This window comes from Hydrogenophaga palleronii (assembly GCF_031457455.1).
In the GTDB taxonomy this organism is placed as follows: domain Bacteria; phylum Pseudomonadota; class Gammaproteobacteria; order Burkholderiales; family Burkholderiaceae_C; genus Hydrogenophaga; species Hydrogenophaga palleronii_A.
Map to the genome: position 1 here is coordinate 164,653 of NZ_JAVDWU010000007.1, position 15,224 is coordinate 179,876.

Annotated in this window: 13 protein-coding genes; 9 read left to right on the forward strand and 4 right to left on the reverse strand. The window is 65.1% G+C overall.

From position 1 onward, the window contains the following. Positions 1–43: 43 nt before the first annotated feature. Entirely contained in the window at positions 44–1,411 is a 1,368-nt protein-coding gene (locus J2W49_RS16920) for a cytochrome ubiquinol oxidase subunit I (RefSeq protein WP_310318804.1), read from the reverse strand. A gap of 37 nt (positions 1,412–1,448) precedes the next feature. After that, entirely contained in the window at positions 1,449–2,054 is a 606-nt protein-coding gene (locus J2W49_RS16925; protein ID WP_310318809.1) for a GbsR/MarR family transcriptional regulator, read from the reverse strand. A 168-nt stretch (positions 2,055–2,222) separates the two neighbouring features. On the opposite strand from J2W49_RS16925, the gene dcd reads away from it, so the two are divergent. The 3 genes from dcd to J2W49_RS16940 all read left to right on the forward strand — a co-directional run bounded on the left by dcd (position 2,223) and on the right by J2W49_RS16940 (position 5,482). Continuing rightward, positions 2,223–2,789: a dCTP deaminase gene (dcd, locus tag J2W49_RS16930; protein WP_304911578.1), complete on the forward strand. Its 567-nt coding sequence runs from the start codon at positions 2,223–2,225 to the stop codon at positions 2,787–2,789. Between the two features lie 101 nt (positions 2,790–2,890). After that, positions 2,891–3,790, forward strand: coding sequence for a KPN_02809 family neutral zinc metallopeptidase (gene ypfJ / locus J2W49_RS16935; protein ID WP_310318813.1), 900 nt, complete (start codon positions 2,891–2,893; stop codon positions 3,788–3,790). A 180-nt stretch (positions 3,791–3,970) separates the two neighbouring features. Further along, on the forward strand, positions 3,971–5,482 hold the full coding sequence (locus J2W49_RS16940; protein ID WP_310318816.1) for a DEAD/DEAH box helicase: 1,512 nt from the start codon (positions 3,971–3,973) through the stop codon (positions 5,480–5,482). Between the two features lies 1 nt (position 5,483). Here the strand turns inward: J2W49_RS16940 and J2W49_RS16945 are convergent, their stop codons facing one another. Continuing rightward, positions 5,484–6,356, reverse strand: a complete 873-nt coding sequence (locus tag J2W49_RS16945; RefSeq protein ID WP_310318819.1) for a symmetrical bis(5'-nucleosyl)-tetraphosphatase — start codon at positions 6,354–6,356, stop codon at positions 5,484–5,486. A gap of 8 nt (positions 6,357–6,364) precedes the next feature. Here J2W49_RS16945 and J2W49_RS16950 point away from each other — a divergent pair, with 8 nt between their 5' ends. The 4 genes from J2W49_RS16950 to cbbX all read left to right on the forward strand — a co-directional run bounded on the left by J2W49_RS16950 (position 6,365) and on the right by cbbX (position 11,133). Continuing rightward, positions 6,365–7,675, forward strand: coding sequence for a hemolysin family protein (locus tag J2W49_RS16950; RefSeq protein ID WP_310319176.1), 1,311 nt, complete (start codon positions 6,365–6,367; stop codon positions 7,673–7,675). Positions 7,676–8,009: 334 nt separating this feature from the next. After that, the gene (locus tag J2W49_RS16955) at positions 8,010–9,476 is read left to right on the forward strand and encodes a form I ribulose bisphosphate carboxylase large subunit (protein WP_310318822.1); all 1,467 of its coding nucleotides are present in this window, start codon (positions 8,010–8,012) and stop codon (positions 9,474–9,476) included. 156 nt (positions 9,477–9,632) lie between these two features. After that, positions 9,633–10,070 (forward strand): ribulose bisphosphate carboxylase small subunit, encoded by a 438-nt coding sequence (locus J2W49_RS16960; protein WP_310318825.1) that lies wholly within the window; start codon positions 9,633–9,635, stop codon positions 10,068–10,070. A 112-nt stretch (positions 10,071–10,182) separates the two neighbouring features. After that, on the forward strand, positions 10,183–11,133 hold the full coding sequence (gene cbbX / locus J2W49_RS16965; RefSeq protein ID WP_310318827.1) for a CbbX protein: 951 nt from the start codon (positions 10,183–10,185) through the stop codon (positions 11,131–11,133). Here the strand turns inward: cbbX and J2W49_RS16970 are convergent. Then, complete coding sequence (locus J2W49_RS16970; RefSeq protein WP_310318829.1) at positions 11,081–13,507, reverse strand: ATP-dependent DNA helicase; 2,427 nt, start codon at positions 13,505–13,507, stop codon at positions 11,081–11,083. The two genes, cbbX and J2W49_RS16970, sit on opposite strands and share 53 nt — an antisense overlap. A 34-nt stretch (positions 13,508–13,541) precedes the next feature. Between J2W49_RS16970 and J2W49_RS16975 the strand changes: the two genes are divergently transcribed. Together J2W49_RS16975 and J2W49_RS16980 are read left to right on the forward strand one after the other, a co-directional pair. Beyond that, the gene (locus J2W49_RS16975) at positions 13,542–14,384 is read left to right on the forward strand and encodes a hypothetical protein (RefSeq protein WP_310318832.1); all 843 of its coding nucleotides are present in this window, start codon (positions 13,542–13,544) and stop codon (positions 14,382–14,384) included. 148 nt (positions 14,385–14,532) lie between these two features. Then, positions 14,533–15,081, forward strand: a complete 549-nt coding sequence (locus J2W49_RS16980; RefSeq protein WP_310318836.1) for a phosphatase PAP2 family protein — start codon at positions 14,533–14,535, stop codon at positions 15,079–15,081. Positions 15,082–15,224 lie beyond the last annotated feature (143 nt).

Here is a 15,224-nt window from a genome sequence, read left to right on the forward strand (position 1 = left end):
CCTTGAGGGGGTGACGCGAAGCGGCGCGGGGGTGTTTCCAGGCTCAAACGCCGGCCTTGCCGAGTTCGGCACCATGCGGCGCCTCTGGGGCATGTTTGACCGGGTGTTCGGCCATGTACTTGAGCACGCCGACGTAGGTGATGAGCAGCAGCCCGTACACGATGAGGTAGGCGGCCAGGGTGGTCGCGATCAAGGGGGAAGGCAGGCTGGTGGCCACATCGGCGGTGCGCAGGTGGCCGTAGACCACAAAGGGCTGGCGACCGATTTCGGTGACGTACCACCCGGCGAGCGTGGCCAGCCACCCCGAGAAGGTCATGGCAGCGAGCACGTAGAGCGTTGGTCGTGGGAGCGAGGTTTCATCTGCTGCGGCTTCACGTCGCTTGCGCCACATCAGCCAGGCTGTGCCCCAGGCCACCACCAGCATCAGCGTGCCCACGCCCACCATCACACGGAAAGCCCAGAAGATAGGCGCCACGGGCGGGTGTGCGTTGGGGAATTCGTTGAGGCCCTGGAGTTCGGCGTCCATGTCGTGCGCCAGGATCAGGCTGGCCATCTTGGGGAGCTTCACGGCGTAGTGCGTGGTGCGTGCCTCTTCGTCGGGAATGCCGAACAGCGTGAGCGGCGCACCCTTCTCGGTTTGCCAGAGGCCTTCCAGCGCAGCGATCTTGGCCGGCTGGTGTTCCAGGGTGTTCAGTCCGTGCAGGTCCCCGGCAAAAAACTGCAGTGGCATGGCGACCGAGGCTGCAATCACGGCGGTGCGCAAGGCTTTGTGCGTGCCCGGCAAGGCACTGCCCTTGATGAGCTGCCAGGCGCACAGACCTGCGATCAGGAACGAGGCGGTGAGCGTGGAGGCCAGCAACTTGTGCGCGAGGCGGTACGGGAACGACGGGTTGAACACCACGGCGAACCAGTCGACCGGGATGAACTTGCCATCGACAATCTCGAAGCCCGCAGGCGTCTGCATCCACGAGTTCAGGCTCAGGATCCAGAACGCTGACAAGGTGGTGCCGAATGCCACCAGAAACGTGGCGACCAGGTGCACGCGCTCACTCACGCGCCCCCGCCCGAACAGCATGATGCCAAGGAAGCTGGCCTCCAGGAAGAACGCGGTGATCACCTCGTAGCCCAGCAAAGGGCCAGAGATGTCGCCGGTCTTTTCCATGAAGCCGGGCCAGTTCGTGCCGAACTGGAAACTCATGACCACACCTGAGACCACGCCGAGCGCAAACGACAGCGCAAACACCTTGGTCCAGAAGTAGTAGGCCTCTTCCCACGCCGGGTCGCGCGTCTGGATGTGGCGGATCCGGAAATACAGAAGAAACCAGCCCAGCGCGATCGTGATGGTGGGGAACAAGATGTGAAAGCTGATGTTGGCTGCGAACTGGATTCGCGACAGGATCAAGGCGTCCATGGTGTTTTTCCGGTGGGCGGTTCAGTACAAGCTGGGGTCAGGTTGCGGCGTCCTGAGAGGCGTCTGGTGGAGGCGCCGTGCGCTTGGGCGACTTGCCTGTAAGGCGGTCTTTCAGTTCCAGCACACGCGTGACCTGGGTGCCCATGCCCATAAGCTGCATGGCGGTTTCGGGCGCGAGTTTCTGCACATCGTCGAACCAGTTCATGAGGCGGTCGATCAAATCGTGCATTTCGCGCATGCGGGCCTGGGCATGGCGTTCGGCGTCGGTGGTGGGCTGCTCCAGCAAAGCGGTGCGCAGCATCGACAGGGTGGGCTCCACCTCACGCCGTCGGCGCTCCTCGGCCAGCACCCTGAAGATTTCCCACACATCGGCCGGGGCCTCGAAGTACTCACGCCGGTCGCCTGGCTGGTGGCGCAGGCGCACCAGGCGCCAGGCCTGCAGCTCCTTCAGGCCCATGCTCACGTTGGAACGTGAAAACTCCAGGGTCTCGGCGATCTCGTCGGCATTGAGTGCCTTCGACGAAATGAAGAGCAGGGCGTAGATCTGGCCGACGGTGCGGTTGATGCCCCAGCGGCTGCCCATTTCGCCGAAGTGGGCCACGAATTCGCGGTTCAGGGGAGGGAGGTGGTCTTGCAGCGACATGGGGGCAATGTAGCGAGTTCAGATTGAATTTTCAGGAATTACTGAAATTACATGAAGATCTGTGAGGTCATTTTCCTTGCGTTGCGGCAAGGCCCGCCAGCGGCCCGGTGATTCCGGTGGCGACCGAAATCCGCATGGCTGCAGCGGACCTCCCTACAATGGCGGCCCATGAGCATCAAAAGCGACAAATGGATTCGGCGCATGGCCGAGCAGCACGGCCTGATTGACCCCTTCGAGCCCGGCCAGGTGCGTGAAGTGGATGGCAAGCGCGTCATCAGCTATGGCACCAGCAGCTACGGCTACGACATCCGCTGCGCTCCCGAATTCAAGGTGTTCACCAACATCCACAGCACGGTGGTCGACCCGAAGAACTTCGACGAGAAAAGCTTCGTCGACATGCACGGCGATTACTGCATCATCCCGCCCAACAGCTTTGCGCTGGCGCGCACGGTCGAGTACTTCCGCATCCCGCGCAACGTGCTCACCATCTGCCTGGGCAAGAGCACCTATGCGCGTTGCGGCATCATCGTCAACGTGACGCCCTTCGAGCCCGAATGGGAAGGCTATGTGACGCTGGAGTTCAGCAACACCACCCCGCTGCCGGCCAAGATCTACGCGGGTGAGGGCTGCGCCCAGGTGCTGTTCTTTGAAAGCGACGAAGTCTGCGAGACCAGCTACCGCGATCGCGGTGGCAAATACCAGGGTCAGGTCGGCGTCACCCTGCCCAAGGCCTGAGAAGCTGAGCACTCGCTGATCCTGCCGGGGGGCTGGTGTTCCCATGAGCGGCGTGGTATGACTGCGTCCGGCGCCATCGCCCCAACCCGAGGACCCAGACCATGAAGTGGGAAAAGAACCGCCAGTCCGATCAGGTGGAAGACCGCCGTTCCCAACCGGGTGGCGGCATGTTCGGTGGGGGCGGGGGACGCCGCACGGGCGGTCGCAACATCGGCCTGGGCACCATTGTGGTGGCCCTGGTGGCCGGCTGGATCTTCGGCATCAACCCCATCACCATCCTGGGGGCGCTCAGCGGCGGCGGTGACCTGATGGCGCCGACACAGACCCAGACCGCTCCCGGACCCGCCCAGGCACCCACCGACGACATGGGCCGTTTCGTGGCGGCCGTGCTGGGCGGTACCGAAGACGTGTGGGGCCAGGTGTTCAAGGACGGTGGCGCCCAGTACCGCAAACCCCGCCTGGTGCTGTTTCGAGGCGCCACGCCCACGGCTTGCGGCACCGGACAGTCTGCGATGGGGCCGTTTTACTGCCCTGGCGATGAAAAGGTCTACATTGACCTGGGCTTCTACGACACCTTGCGCAGCCAGCTGGGCGCGCCCGGCGATTTTGCACAGGCGTACGTGATCGCGCACGAAGTGGGCCATCACGTGCAGAACCTGATGGGCATCACCGACAAGATGGACCAGATGCGTGGCCGTGTGAGCCAGCGCGAATACAACGCGCTGAGCGTGCGCCTGGAACTGCAGGCGGATTGTTTTGCCGGCATCTGGGCGCACCACAACCACAAGTCGCAGGCCATTCTGGAGCCGGGCGATGTGGAAGAGGCGCTCAATGCGGCGGCCGCCATCGGCGACGACGCACTGCAACGCAAAAGCCAGGGACAGGTCGTGCCCGACAGCTTCACCCACGGCACGAGCGCGCAACGCCAGCGCTGGTTCGACGCCGGTCTGCAGACCGGCAGTGTGACCGCGTGTGACACGTTCAAAGCCAGGGAGTTGTGACCCCCCGCGCCGCAGGTGATCGCCCCCCCGCGCCGCCTGCGGCGTCACCCCCAGGGGGCGGCACTGGCGGCCCGGCGGAGCCGGTTCCGCGGTGCCCTGGACGGGGTAGGGCACGTGCTATCGGAGTTTTTCTTCGAAAAATCATCAAAGTGAGACAATACCCGGCTAACTTTGAAGCCAATGACCCAATCTTTCTCTGAACTTTCTCTCTCTCCGTCGCTTGAGAAGGCCGTGGCCGAAATGGGCTACGAGAACATGACGCCGATCCAGGCGCAAGCGATTCCCGTGGTGCTGCAAGGCCGGGACGTGATGGGCGCGGCCCAGACCGGTACCGGCAAAACGGCCGCCTTCACGCTGCCCCTGCTGCAGCGGATGATGAAGCACGACAACACGTCCACCTCACCCGCCCGCCACCCCGTGCGTGCGCTGGTGCTGCTGCCCACGCGCGAGCTGGCCGACCAGGTGGCCGAGCAGGTCAAGCTTTATGCCAAGTACACGAACCTGCGCAGCATGGTGGTGTTCGGTGGCATGGACATGAAGCCGCAGACCGCCGAACTGAAAAAGGGTGTGGAGGTGCTGGTGGCCACGCCAGGGCGCCTGCTGGACCATATCGAGGCCAAGAACTGTGTGCTCAACCAGGTCGAGTACGTGGTGTTGGATGAAGCCGATCGCATGCTCGACATCGGGTTCCTGCCCGATCTGCAGCGCATTCTTTCTTACCTGCCCAAGCAACGCACCACGCTGCTGTTCTCGGCCACGTTCTCGCCCGAAATCAAGCGCCTGGCCAACAGCTACCTGCAAGATCCGGTGACCATCGAGGTCGCGCGTTCCAACGCCACCGCGTCCACTGTGGAGCAGCACTTCTACCGGGTGGACGACGACGACAAACGCGGCGTGCTCAAGCAGATCCTGCGCGAACGCGGCCTCAAGCAGGCCTTCGTGTTCGTCAACAGCAAGCTCGGTTGTGCACGGCTGGCGCGTTCGCTGGAGCGTGAGGGGCTCAACACCACCGCGCTGCACGGCGACAAGAGCCAGGACGAGCGGCTGAAGGCGCTCGACGCCTTCAAGACCGGCGCGGTCGATCTGCTGGTGTGCACCGACGTGGCCGCGCGCGGCCTGGACATCAAGGACGTGCCGGCGGTGTTCAATTTCGACATTCCGTTCAACGCCGAAGATTACGTGCACCGCATCGGCCGCACCGGTCGCGCGGGTGCATCGGGTCTGGCGGTATCGTTCGTGAGCGGGCGCGATGCGCGACTCATGGGCGACCTGGAAAAGCTGCTGGGCAAGAAGCTCGAACTCGAAGCCCTGGAGCTGGAAGCCGATCGCCGCCCGGCCGGTCACTTCAATGACGGCCAACGGGCGTGGCAGCAGGGCGAGGGCAGCGAGCGACCGGTGCGCGAAGCGCGGGCCCCGCGCGGTGAAGCGCCACCGCCACGCGCACCGCGGGCGCCGCGCCAGCCTGCAGATCCCCTGTTCGACAAGCCCTACGAGCCGGCCCTTCCCGCTGATGCACCGCCCCCCTCGTGGGAGCAATCACAGCGGCCTGTGGCTCGCAGCACCTCGCCCAACATCAAGAGCCGCAAAAAGGTTCCTGCCCTGTTCAAGCGGGCAGAAGTGCAAGCTGCGCCCCCGGCGCCCGAGGCCGCTGAGGAGCCGCAACAGCCCGCTCTTGAACAGAACGAGCGCTGAATCAACCGGGGCGCCCTTGAGCCTGTTCTGAGGTGCCCTGCTTTTTTCCAGGCTTGCGAGCCTGTGCACAGGGAACGGCAATGCGTTCGCTGATCTGGCCAGGCGCCGAGATGCGCGCCGCGGTCAGACAGCCTCCCCACACACAGCCGGTGTCCAATGGAAGCACCCCTTCGGGCCCTGCACCCTGCAGCGTGGACCAGTGTCCAAAGGCCACCGACACCGCTTCGGTGCGGCGTCCCGGCACATTGAACCAGGGCATGAATCCCGGCGGCGCGGAACCTGCGTCGTCCTTGGTTTCAAACTCCATCACACCCTCTGCCGAGCAGAAGCGCAGGCGCGTCAGGGCGTTGACCACCACACGAAGACGATCGGTTCCGGCCAGCCCGTCCTGCCATTGCGCGGGCTCATTGCCGTACATGTGGTGCAGAAAGTCGGCCCAGTCCGGGTGGCGCAGCACGGTTTCCAGCTCGCCGGCCAGCTGCAAGGTCAGCGCGGCGTCCCATTGCGGCAGGACGCCCGCGTGCACCATCAGCCAGCCGTGCTCGTACAGCGCCATGGGGCGAGCCCGCAGCCAGTCGAGCAGTGCGAGGCGGTCGGGTGCGGCGAGGATGTCGCCCATGGTGTCACTGCGGTGCGGTTTGCGCACGCCCATGGCGGTGGCGAGCAGGTGCAGGTCGTGGTTGCCCAGCAGGCAATGCGCCGACCCTTCCAGTGCCATCATCCGCCGCAGCACAGCCAGCGATTGCGGCCCCCGGTTGACCAGATCACCCAGCAGGTACAGCGTGTCCCTGCTGCGCGAGAACCCGATCTTTTCCAACAGTTGCCCCAGAGCGCCGTCGCAGCCCTGCACGTCGCCGATCATGTAAAGTGCCATCCACAATTATGGACATCCTGCTCATTGCCTTTCTGACGTTTCTCAGCGGCGTTTTTTCAATGAGCGAAATCGCGCTGGTTTCCAGCCGCCGTGTGCGCCTTGGTGCCCTGGCGGATGCCGGGGACAAGGGGTCTGCTGCCGCACTGCGCCTGCTGGACAACCCCACCCATCTGTTCTCCACCATCCAGATGGGCAACACCACCATTGCCCTGCTCAACGGCATCGTGGGCGAGGGTGCTTTCGGCGCAGGTCTGGGCGACACCTTTGAAAGGTGGGGGCTCAGCGAAGGCGTGGCGAATGCGCTGGGTACGGTGGTGGTAGTGGTGGTGGTGACCTACATCACCATCGTGTTCGGTGAACTCGTGGCCAAGCGCATCGGCCAGAGCGCACCCGAAACGATCGCCCGCTGGGTGTCGCGCCCGCTGGTGCTGCTGGCGCTGGTGGCAAGGCCCTTCGTGGCGTTGCTGGCCATCTCCACCAACCTGGTGCTCAAGTTGCTGCGTGTTCCCATGGACGTGCGTCACGAGGTGACCGAAGCCGAGCTCGAGGCGCACCTGGAGCAGGGGGTGGACGCCGGCATCATCGAAGAACACGAGCACCAGATGGTGCGCAACGTGTTCCTGCTCGACGACCGGCAGCTCACCTCCATCATGATCCACCGATCCGAGATCGAGTGGCTGGACGCACAGGACTCGATCGACGTGGCGGTGCAGAAGGCGTGGACCACCGGTCATTCCTGGTACCCGGTGTGCCGCGATGGCTTGGACGATGTGGTGGGCGTGATCCATCTGCCACAGTTGCTGGCCTTGCAGGCCGATGGCGTGAACGAGCCGATCCGCCAGCATGCCCAGCCGGCGGTGTTCGTGCCCGAGACGCTCAGCGGCATGGAGCTTCTGGAACAGTTCCGCGAACGAGCCACGCGCATGGTGTTCGTGGTGGACGAGTACGGTGTGGTGCAGGGCTTGCTCACGCCACTGGACATGCTGGAGGCCATCACTGGCGAGCTTTCTCCGCACGCCGCGGTGGACGCCTGGGCCACTCAGCGCGAAGACGGTGCCTGGCTGGTGGACGGCGCCATGCCCGTGGCCGAACTCAAGTCGCGGCTGGGCATCGATGACCTGCCTGATGAAGACAAGGGACGGTACAACACCGTGGCCGGGTTGATGCAAACCGTGGCTGGCGACCTGCTGGACCAGAACCAGCATGTCGACTGTGCCGGCTGGCGCTTCACCGTGCTGGTGCTCGACGGGCGTCGCATCGACCAGGTGCTGATCGAGCCGAATCTGCAGGAAGCAGTGCCCGAAGACGTCGTCGCCTGAGGCGACGCTGGCATGGGCGCCCCTCGCCGCCAGGGGCAGGGGCCGCGAAGCGTTCGCCGTTCCGGCGCCAGCCGATGCAGGCCACCAGCGGCGACTGGCCCGCTGGCCATTGGCGGGCACATCCGCGCCAGTCTCGCGCCCTGCAGGTTGCGCCTGCATCAAACCCCGTCAACTGGGCCCAGCGCACGCCGCCAAGGCGCGCCGCAGCGTGACCAAGGCCCATCAATTCAGAGTTTCTTAACTGATATGGCATTAGTTTTGAATTTACCTTATCTGAATGCGTTTCTATAGTCCGCTCACACCCTGCTTCACACCCCAGCCCAGAGGAGACGACGTGACCGAAACCTGCAACGAAGGCATCATCACCGACGCCAAAAAGCGCTACAGCGCAGGCGTTCTCAAATACCGGCAGATGGGCTACTGGCAGCCCGACTACGAGATCAAGGAGACCGACACCCTGTGCCTCTTCCGCATCACTCCGCAAGACGGCGTGGACCCGGTGGAAGCGGCAGCGGCGGTGGCCGGTGAATCCAGCACGGCCACCTGGACGGTGGTGTGGACAGACCGCCTGACCGCCTGCGACAGCTACCGCGCCAAGGCGTACAAGGTTGAGCCGGTGCCGGGCCGTCCGGGCGAGTATTTCGCCTGGGTCGCCTACGACCTGATCCTCTTCGAGGAAGGCTCGATCGCCAACATGACGGCCAGCCTGATTGGCAACGTGTTCAGCTTCAAGCCGCTGAAGGCGGCGCGGCTGGAAGACATCCGCATTCCGGTGGCCTACGTGAAAACCTTCAAGGGCCCGCCGACCGGCCTGGTGGTCGAGCGCGAGCGCCTGGACAAGTTCGGCCGCCCGTTGCTGGGCGCCACCACCAAGCCCAAACTGGGGCTCAGTGGCCGCAACTACGGGCGCGTGGTGTACGAAGGCCTCAAGGGCGGTCTGGACTTCATGAAGGACGACGAGAACATCAACTCTCAGCCGTTCATGCACTGGCGCGATCGCTTTCTTTATGTGATGGACGCGGTGAACAAGGCGAGTGCGGCCACCGGTGAAGTGAAAGGCAGCTACCTCAACATCACCGCCGGCACGATGGAGGAGATGTACCGTCGCGCCGACTTCGCCAAGGAACTTGGCAGCGTGGTCGTGATGGTGGATCTGGTGATCGGCTGGACCGCGATCCAGAGCATGGCGGAATGGTGCCGTGCCAACGACGTGATCATGCACATGCACCGCGCCGGCCACGGCACCTACACACGGCAGAAGAACCACGGCGTGAGTTTTCGCGTGATCGCCAAGTGGCTGCGCCTGGCGGGCTGCGACCATTTGCACACCGGCACCGCGGTCGGCAAGCTCGAAGGCGATCCGATGACGGTGCAGGGCTACTACAACGTCTGCCGCGACAGCTACACCAGGACGGATCTGCAGCGCGGCCTGTTCTTTGACCAGGACTGGGCCGACCTGAAGAAGGTGATGCCGGTGGCGTCTGGTGGCATTCACGCTGGCCAGATGCACCAGCTGATCGATCTCTTCGGCGATGACGTGGTGCTGCAGTTTGGCGGAGGCACCATCGGCCACCCACAAGGCATCCAGGCCGGTGCCGTGGCCAACCGCGTGGCGCTGGAGAGCATGGTGAAGGCGCGCAACGAAGGCAGGAACATTCTTGAGGAAGGCCCGAGCATCCTGAAGAAAGCCGCCGAAGGCTGCAGCCCACTCAAGGCTGCGCTCGATACCTGGGGCGAGATCAGCTTTAACTACGCGCCAACTGACACGTCGGACTATGCCGTGTCCCCAACCGTTGCTTGAAGGGAAGCACCCCCTGCGCCGCTTCGCGACTTCCCCCTCTCTCGCCTTCGGCGGGAGGGGGACGGCACCTGGGACCGGCAAAGCCGGATCCGTGGTGCCCCTGGATGAGCGCTACCTCACGCCAACACCATTGCCCCATTTCTGGAGTTCCTCACCATGATGACCAACCCCACGGGCCGGCTGACGCAAGGCCAGTTCAGTTTTTTGCCCGACCTCACTGATGCCGAGATCGCCATGCAGATCGAATACGGCCTGAAAAAGGGCTACGCCTGGAGCGTGGAATACACCGACGACCCGCACCCGCGCAACACCTACTGGGAGATGTTCGGCCATCCGATGTTCGACCTGAAGGACGCCGCTGGCGTGATGCTCGAATTGAACACCTGCCGCAAGACGTTTCCCAACCACTACATCCGCATGATGGCCTTCGACTCGACTCGCAACACCGAGTCGATCGCGATGAGCTTCATCGTCAACCGACCCGCCAGGGAGCCGGGCTTCGCCCTGTCGCGCCAGGAGTCTGGTGGACGCACGATGCGCTACACGGTGCACAGCTACGCCACCGACATGCCTGAGTCTGAAAGGTATTCTTGAGGTCACCCCCGCGCGCCTGCGGCGCTCCCCCTCCAGGGGGCGATGCCAGCGGCCCGGCAAAGCCGGTTCCGCGGCATCTCTGGATGAAGACAACTCGCTCCGGAGACTTGCCATGAATGCACCGAGTTACCACATCCCAGGCGCAGTGCTTGACTTGGTCGCATCGGCTCCAGCGGCCGTGCCCGACACCGCCGCACGCACCATCAACGAGGTGCTGTCGCAGAGCCAGGTCGAGGCGGTCATGGACGAGCTGGATCGGGACCTCATTGGTCTGGCGCCGGTGAAGGCGCGCATCCGAGACATCGCGGCGCTGCTGGTGGTCGACAAGTTGCGACTCTACCTGGGCCTGCAGGCTCAAACGCCGTCGCTGCACATGAGCTTCACCGGCAATCCCGGCACCGGCAAGACCACGGTGGCCATGCGCATGGCGGAGATCCTGCATCGGCTGGGCTATGTGCGAAAGGGCCATGTGGTCAGCGTCACCCGCGATGATCTGGTGGGTCAGTACATCGGCCACACGGCGCCCAAGACGAAAGAGGTGCTCAAGAAGGCCATGGGTGGCGTGCTCTTCATCGACGAGGCCTACTACCTGTACCGGCCCGAGAACGAGCGCGACTATGGTCAGGAGGCGATCGAGATTCTGCTGCAGGTGATGGAGAACCAGCGCGACGATCTGGTGGTTATCGTGGCGGGCTACAAGGACCGCATGGATACCTTCTTCAAATCCAATCCCGGCCTGTCCTCGCGCATTGCGCACCACCTCGACTTTCCCGACTACAGCGAAGATGAGTTGCTGGCGATTGCCGATCGCATGCTGGGCACGATGAACTATCGCTTTGGCGAGGGCGCGCGCGAGGCGTTCGAGCGCTACCTGCAGCGCCGCATACCACTGCCGCACTTTGCGAATGCGCGCAGCGTGCGCAACGCGCTTGACCGCGCGCGGCTGCGACAGGCCAGCCGGCTGTTTGTCGACCGCGACCGCGAACTCACCCGGGAAGACCTCACCACCCTCATGCCTGCGGACATTCTGGCGAGCCGCTTGTTCGCTGAGGGTTCGGCCTGACGTCATCGCCAGACCGCGCGGCGATCGTCGCTGACTGGGGATCTGGATTTGGTTCAACATGCCACCACGCTGGCAGCAAGCGGCGCACCTCTGAGCGCGCGAAGCGATCGTCCAGCAACCACACCACACCGCGGTCTTCTTCGCTGCGGATCACGCGGCCGGCGGCCTGCACCACTTTTTGCAGCCCGGGGAACTGGTAGGCGTAGTCGTAGCCACGTCCGAACCGGTGCTGCAGGCGTTGGCGCAAATGTTCGTTGAACGGGTTTACCTGTGGCAGACCCAGTGTGGCGATGAAGGCGCCCACCAGCCGCCGACCAGGCAGATCGATGCCTTCACCAAAGGCCCCACCCAGCACCGCAAAGCCGATGCCTTGCCCGGCTTCGGTGAAGCGCGCGATGAAGGCATCCCGCTCCGGCTCGCCCATGGCGCGCGACTGCACCCAGACCGGCAGTGACGGAAAGAGCGACTGCAGCCGGGCCAGCACCTGTTGCAGGTAGTCGAAGCTGCTGAAGAAGGCGAGGTAATTCCCGGGCGCCTGCCGGTACTGAGTGGCGATGGCCGCCACCAGATCGTCGAGCGAGCCTGCGCGGTCGCGCCAGCGGGTGGAAATGTGTGGCGCCACGCGCACCGCGAGCTGCTCGGTGGCAAAAGGCGATGGCACGTCCAGCCGGGTGGTTTCCGTGGGCAGGCCGAGCAAGTCCACCACATAGTCCATGGGCGTGAGCGTGGCCGAGAACAGGGTCACCCCTTGTGCGGCGGCCCAGCGTGCGGCCAGCAGCGGGCCGGGCACCAGGTTGCGTATGGCGATCATGGGGCGGGGTTTGCGTGCCCGACCGGTGGGTGGCATGCGTGTGAGTTCCACCAGTGAGTGATCGGCAAACAGTTCGGCCACGCGCAGAAACCCCAGCACCTCGAACAGCCAGGCTTGCACCCGTGGATCCACCGGGTGGGCGGCTTCGTCGGCCTGGGCCAGGTGCTCGGTGAGGTCTGCGCTGTGCTGTTGCAGGGCGGTGACCCAGCCGTCGGGCAGCTCATCGAGCAGGGCGTGTTCAGCGCCAGAAGCGATGGCCACACTGCCCCAGGCACGGTGCAGCCGGTCAAGGGACGCACCCATCCCGGGCGGTGGGCTCTGGCGCAGGGCGGCCAGCGAGGCCGGGTGCAGTTCGGCCGAATACATCTGGCGTGCGCGCTCGATCAGGTTGTGCGCTTCGTCCACCAGCAGGCCGACCCTGCGGTTTTCGTCCACAGCCAGCGCCCAGGCGTGGGCATGGAGGTCGAAGAAGTGGTTGTAGTCGCCTACCACCACGTCGCTCCAGCGCAGCATTTCCTGGCCCAGGTAATAAGGGCACACCTGGTGCCGCAGGGCCACCTCGCGCAGGCTGGCCTGGTCGAGCCAGCCGGTGCGCGCTGCTTCTTGCCGGGCGGCGGGCAGGCGGTCATGGTAGCCACGAGCGAGCGGGCAGGACTCGCCATGGCAGGCCTTGTCGGGGTGCTCGCAGGCCTTGTCTCGCGCCACACGTTCGAGCACGCGCACCGTTGAGTCGGGGGTTGCCAGGCCCAGGCGGCGCAGGCTGTCAAGTGCCAGGCCTCGGCCCGTGGTTTTGGCGGTGAGGTACAGCAGCTGGTCGGTGTGTGCGGCCGGGGCTGCCTTGAGCGCGCCAAACAGCGTGGCCATGGTTTTACCGATACCGGTGGGTGCCTGCGCCAGCAGCGTGCGCGCCGCACCGTGGTGGCGGTACACCGCTGCCGCCAGCGGGCGCTGACCCTTCCTGAACGATGGGAAAGGGAAGGCCAGGGCGCGCAGGGCCGCGTCGCGCCGGCTGCGGTGCAGCGCCTCGCTGCGTGCCCAGGCGATGTAGCGTTCACACAGACCTTCGAAGTGAGCGCGCAGTTCGTCGGCCCGGTGGCGCTGCAGCAGGGGCGTCTCCACGCCGGTGTCAATGTGGAAATAGACCAGTGCGATGTCGAGTTCGGCCAGGCCAAGCTGGTTGCAGAGCATCCAGCCGTAGACGCGCGCCTGTGCCCAGTGCAGGGCCTGATGCGAGTGTTTGATGCGCGCCGGGTCGCCGCGATGGGTCTTGATCTCTTCGAGCCGCCCGGCCTCGCTGTCGAAGCCGTCGGCACGGCCCTGCACGCGCAAGCCCTGCCAGGTCGCCGACAAAGGCAGTTCACGCTGGTAGGCCGGGCCGCGCCGGGCAGCCACCGTGCTGTGGCCGGCCACGCCTTCCTGGCCGCTGGGCGACGCGGAGAAGCGCAGGTCCAGATCACCGGCGCGCGCGGCGAATTCGCACAGGGTGCGCACCGCCACTTCGCCCAGGGGCGCGTCAGAACCCTCGGGCATGGGCAGCAGTTCGTTGGTCGTTGCCACAGGCATGGTGCGTGGATGGTACTGGATATATAGTCAGCTCATGGACCCGACCGAGCCCACCCTGAACCGGCGCCACCACCAACGCCTGCGTGAGATTTATCGCTCCGCTGGGTGGCCTTGCCAGGACTCGCTGGAAGTGGAGCTGATTGCCGCCGGGCAGGTGGAGCGCCTGCGCTCTGCCGAAGGTCACGAGACCTTGCGCCTGACCGACGCCGGTATCCAGACGCTGGCGCAGGCCTTCGCCCGCAACCAGGCGGCGCGAAGCCCGCACGAAGCGCTGGTGGAACAGGTGGCGGTGGCCATGACACGGGCCGGGCGCCTGGCCTGGCGCGGGCTCGCCTTGCGCGTGCCGCTGCCCAGGTCGTTGTTGCAGGGCCTGCCGGCAGACGTCGCCATGGCCGCGGAGCCGCCCATCGCGTCCATGCAACTGCGTGCGTTCGACGACGAGACCGAGGCCCTCCAGGCACTGCCCGACCACGCATGGTGCATGGCCTGTCCCGACGTGTTCTCGATCCGGCGCAGTTCGGTCGAGGTCTACCTGGAGCCGGTGGTGCACGAGATCAAGGTCAGCCGAGCTGACCTGCTGGGCGATCTGAAAAAACCGGCCAAGCGTGCCGCCTACCTCGGCATGGCCGGGGCCTGCTGGTATGTGCTGGGGCTGGATGCGAAAGGGCGCCCGGTGGGTGGGCCTGACGACGTGCCGCCCGAATGCGGGGTGATGGTGGCCAGAGAGGGCCGGCTGGAAGTGCTGCGCGAGGCACCCCGCCGGGCCATGCCCCGTTTGCCACTGCACGTGTGGATGTCTTTGGCACAGGCCACCCCTGTGGTGGCCGCCCACGCTCTGCAGCAAGAGCACCTTGCCCCTTCAGCGGGCAACCCCTGAGCCGGCCATCGGCAGTCTGCGCGCGCCTGTCAACTGCCTGAAGGCGGGCCCAGGGGCATTCATGAGGTTTTCATCATCTGTCGTGTAGCATCCGCCCGGTTTCAACCTGTTTCGCTTTGTATCAACCTGCCGACGCCCGCCGCGAGCCATGCAAGCTTTGCCGACTTCGCCCGATTCAACCGAACTTCAGCCTGCCTGGCGTCGCTGGGACGTGCGCCTGTTTCGATGGATGGGGGCCGGACGCTCACCCTGCAAGCTGCTGGAGATGGCCAAGTGGCTGGCCCGCTGGAGCTGGGTGCCACTTGTGGTGGTGCTGGCCGACATGGCCATCGAGGACGTTCGGGACCGTGTGCTGGTGCTTCATGCCCTGATCACCGCCGGCATCGTCCAACTCGTCAGCAAACGGTTTGCGGCCCGCTGGGAACTGCCGCGACCCTTCGCCCTGGGCCTGTGTGCGAACCACCTCAATCACAGCCGACGCGCGGGCTTCCCCAGCACCCACGCCATGGTGATGGGCAGCCTGTTCGGCTTCATGCTGCCATTCGGTCCGCTGGATCTGGACATCGCACTCGTGGGCTCCATTGCGCTGCTGACGGGTTGGGCGCGCGTGTACGCCGGTGCACACTTTCCATCTGATGTGGCCGCAGGCCTGGGTCTGGGCGCTGTTCTTGGCCTGCTGGTGGCCTGGAGCACCTGAACGCCTTCCCCGCGTCAGCGGCGCAGGGGGTAGTACCGAAAAGTCTCCGGCGAGAAGTGCCTCGATCCAAGGCACCCATGGAACCGGCTTTGCCGGGCCATAGGGTGCGTCCCCCCTCCAAGCGGCGGAGCCGCGCCAGAGAG

Bases quoted from the DNA above. Each gene is read 5' to 3' on its own strand.
- J2W49_RS16920 (WP_310318804.1), bottom strand. From the start codon at position 1,411: ATGGACGCCTTGATCCTGTCGCGAATCCAGTTCGCAGCCAACATCAGC.
- J2W49_RS16925 (WP_310318809.1), bottom strand. From the start codon at position 2,054: ATGTCGCTGCAAGACCACCTCCCTCCCCTGAACCGCGAATTCGTGGCC.
- dcd (WP_304911578.1), top strand. From the start codon at position 2,223: ATGAGCATCAAAAGCGACAAATGGATTCGGCGCATGGCCGAGCAGCAC.
- ypfJ (WP_310318813.1), top strand. From the start codon at position 2,891: ATGAAGTGGGAAAAGAACCGCCAGTCCGATCAGGTGGAAGACCGCCGT.
- J2W49_RS16940 (WP_310318816.1), top strand. From the start codon at position 3,971: ATGACCCAATCTTTCTCTGAACTTTCTCTCTCTCCGTCGCTTGAGAAG.
- J2W49_RS16945 (WP_310318819.1), bottom strand. From the start codon at position 6,356: ATGGCACTTTACATGATCGGCGACGTGCAGGGCTGCGACGGCGCTCTG.
- J2W49_RS16950 (WP_310319176.1), top strand. From the start codon at position 6,365: ATGGACATCCTGCTCATTGCCTTTCTGACGTTTCTCAGCGGCGTTTTT.
- J2W49_RS16960 (WP_310318825.1), top strand. From the start codon at position 9,633: ATGATGACCAACCCCACGGGCCGGCTGACGCAAGGCCAGTTCAGTTTT.
- cbbX (WP_310318827.1), top strand. From the start codon at position 10,183: ATGAATGCACCGAGTTACCACATCCCAGGCGCAGTGCTTGACTTGGTC.
- J2W49_RS16970 (WP_310318829.1), bottom strand. From the start codon at position 13,507: ATGCCTGTGGCAACGACCAACGAACTGCTGCCCATGCCCGAGGGTTCT.
- J2W49_RS16975 (WP_310318832.1), top strand. From the start codon at position 13,542: ATGGACCCGACCGAGCCCACCCTGAACCGGCGCCACCACCAACGCCTG.
- J2W49_RS16980 (WP_310318836.1), top strand. From the start codon at position 14,533: ATGCAAGCTTTGCCGACTTCGCCCGATTCAACCGAACTTCAGCCTGCC.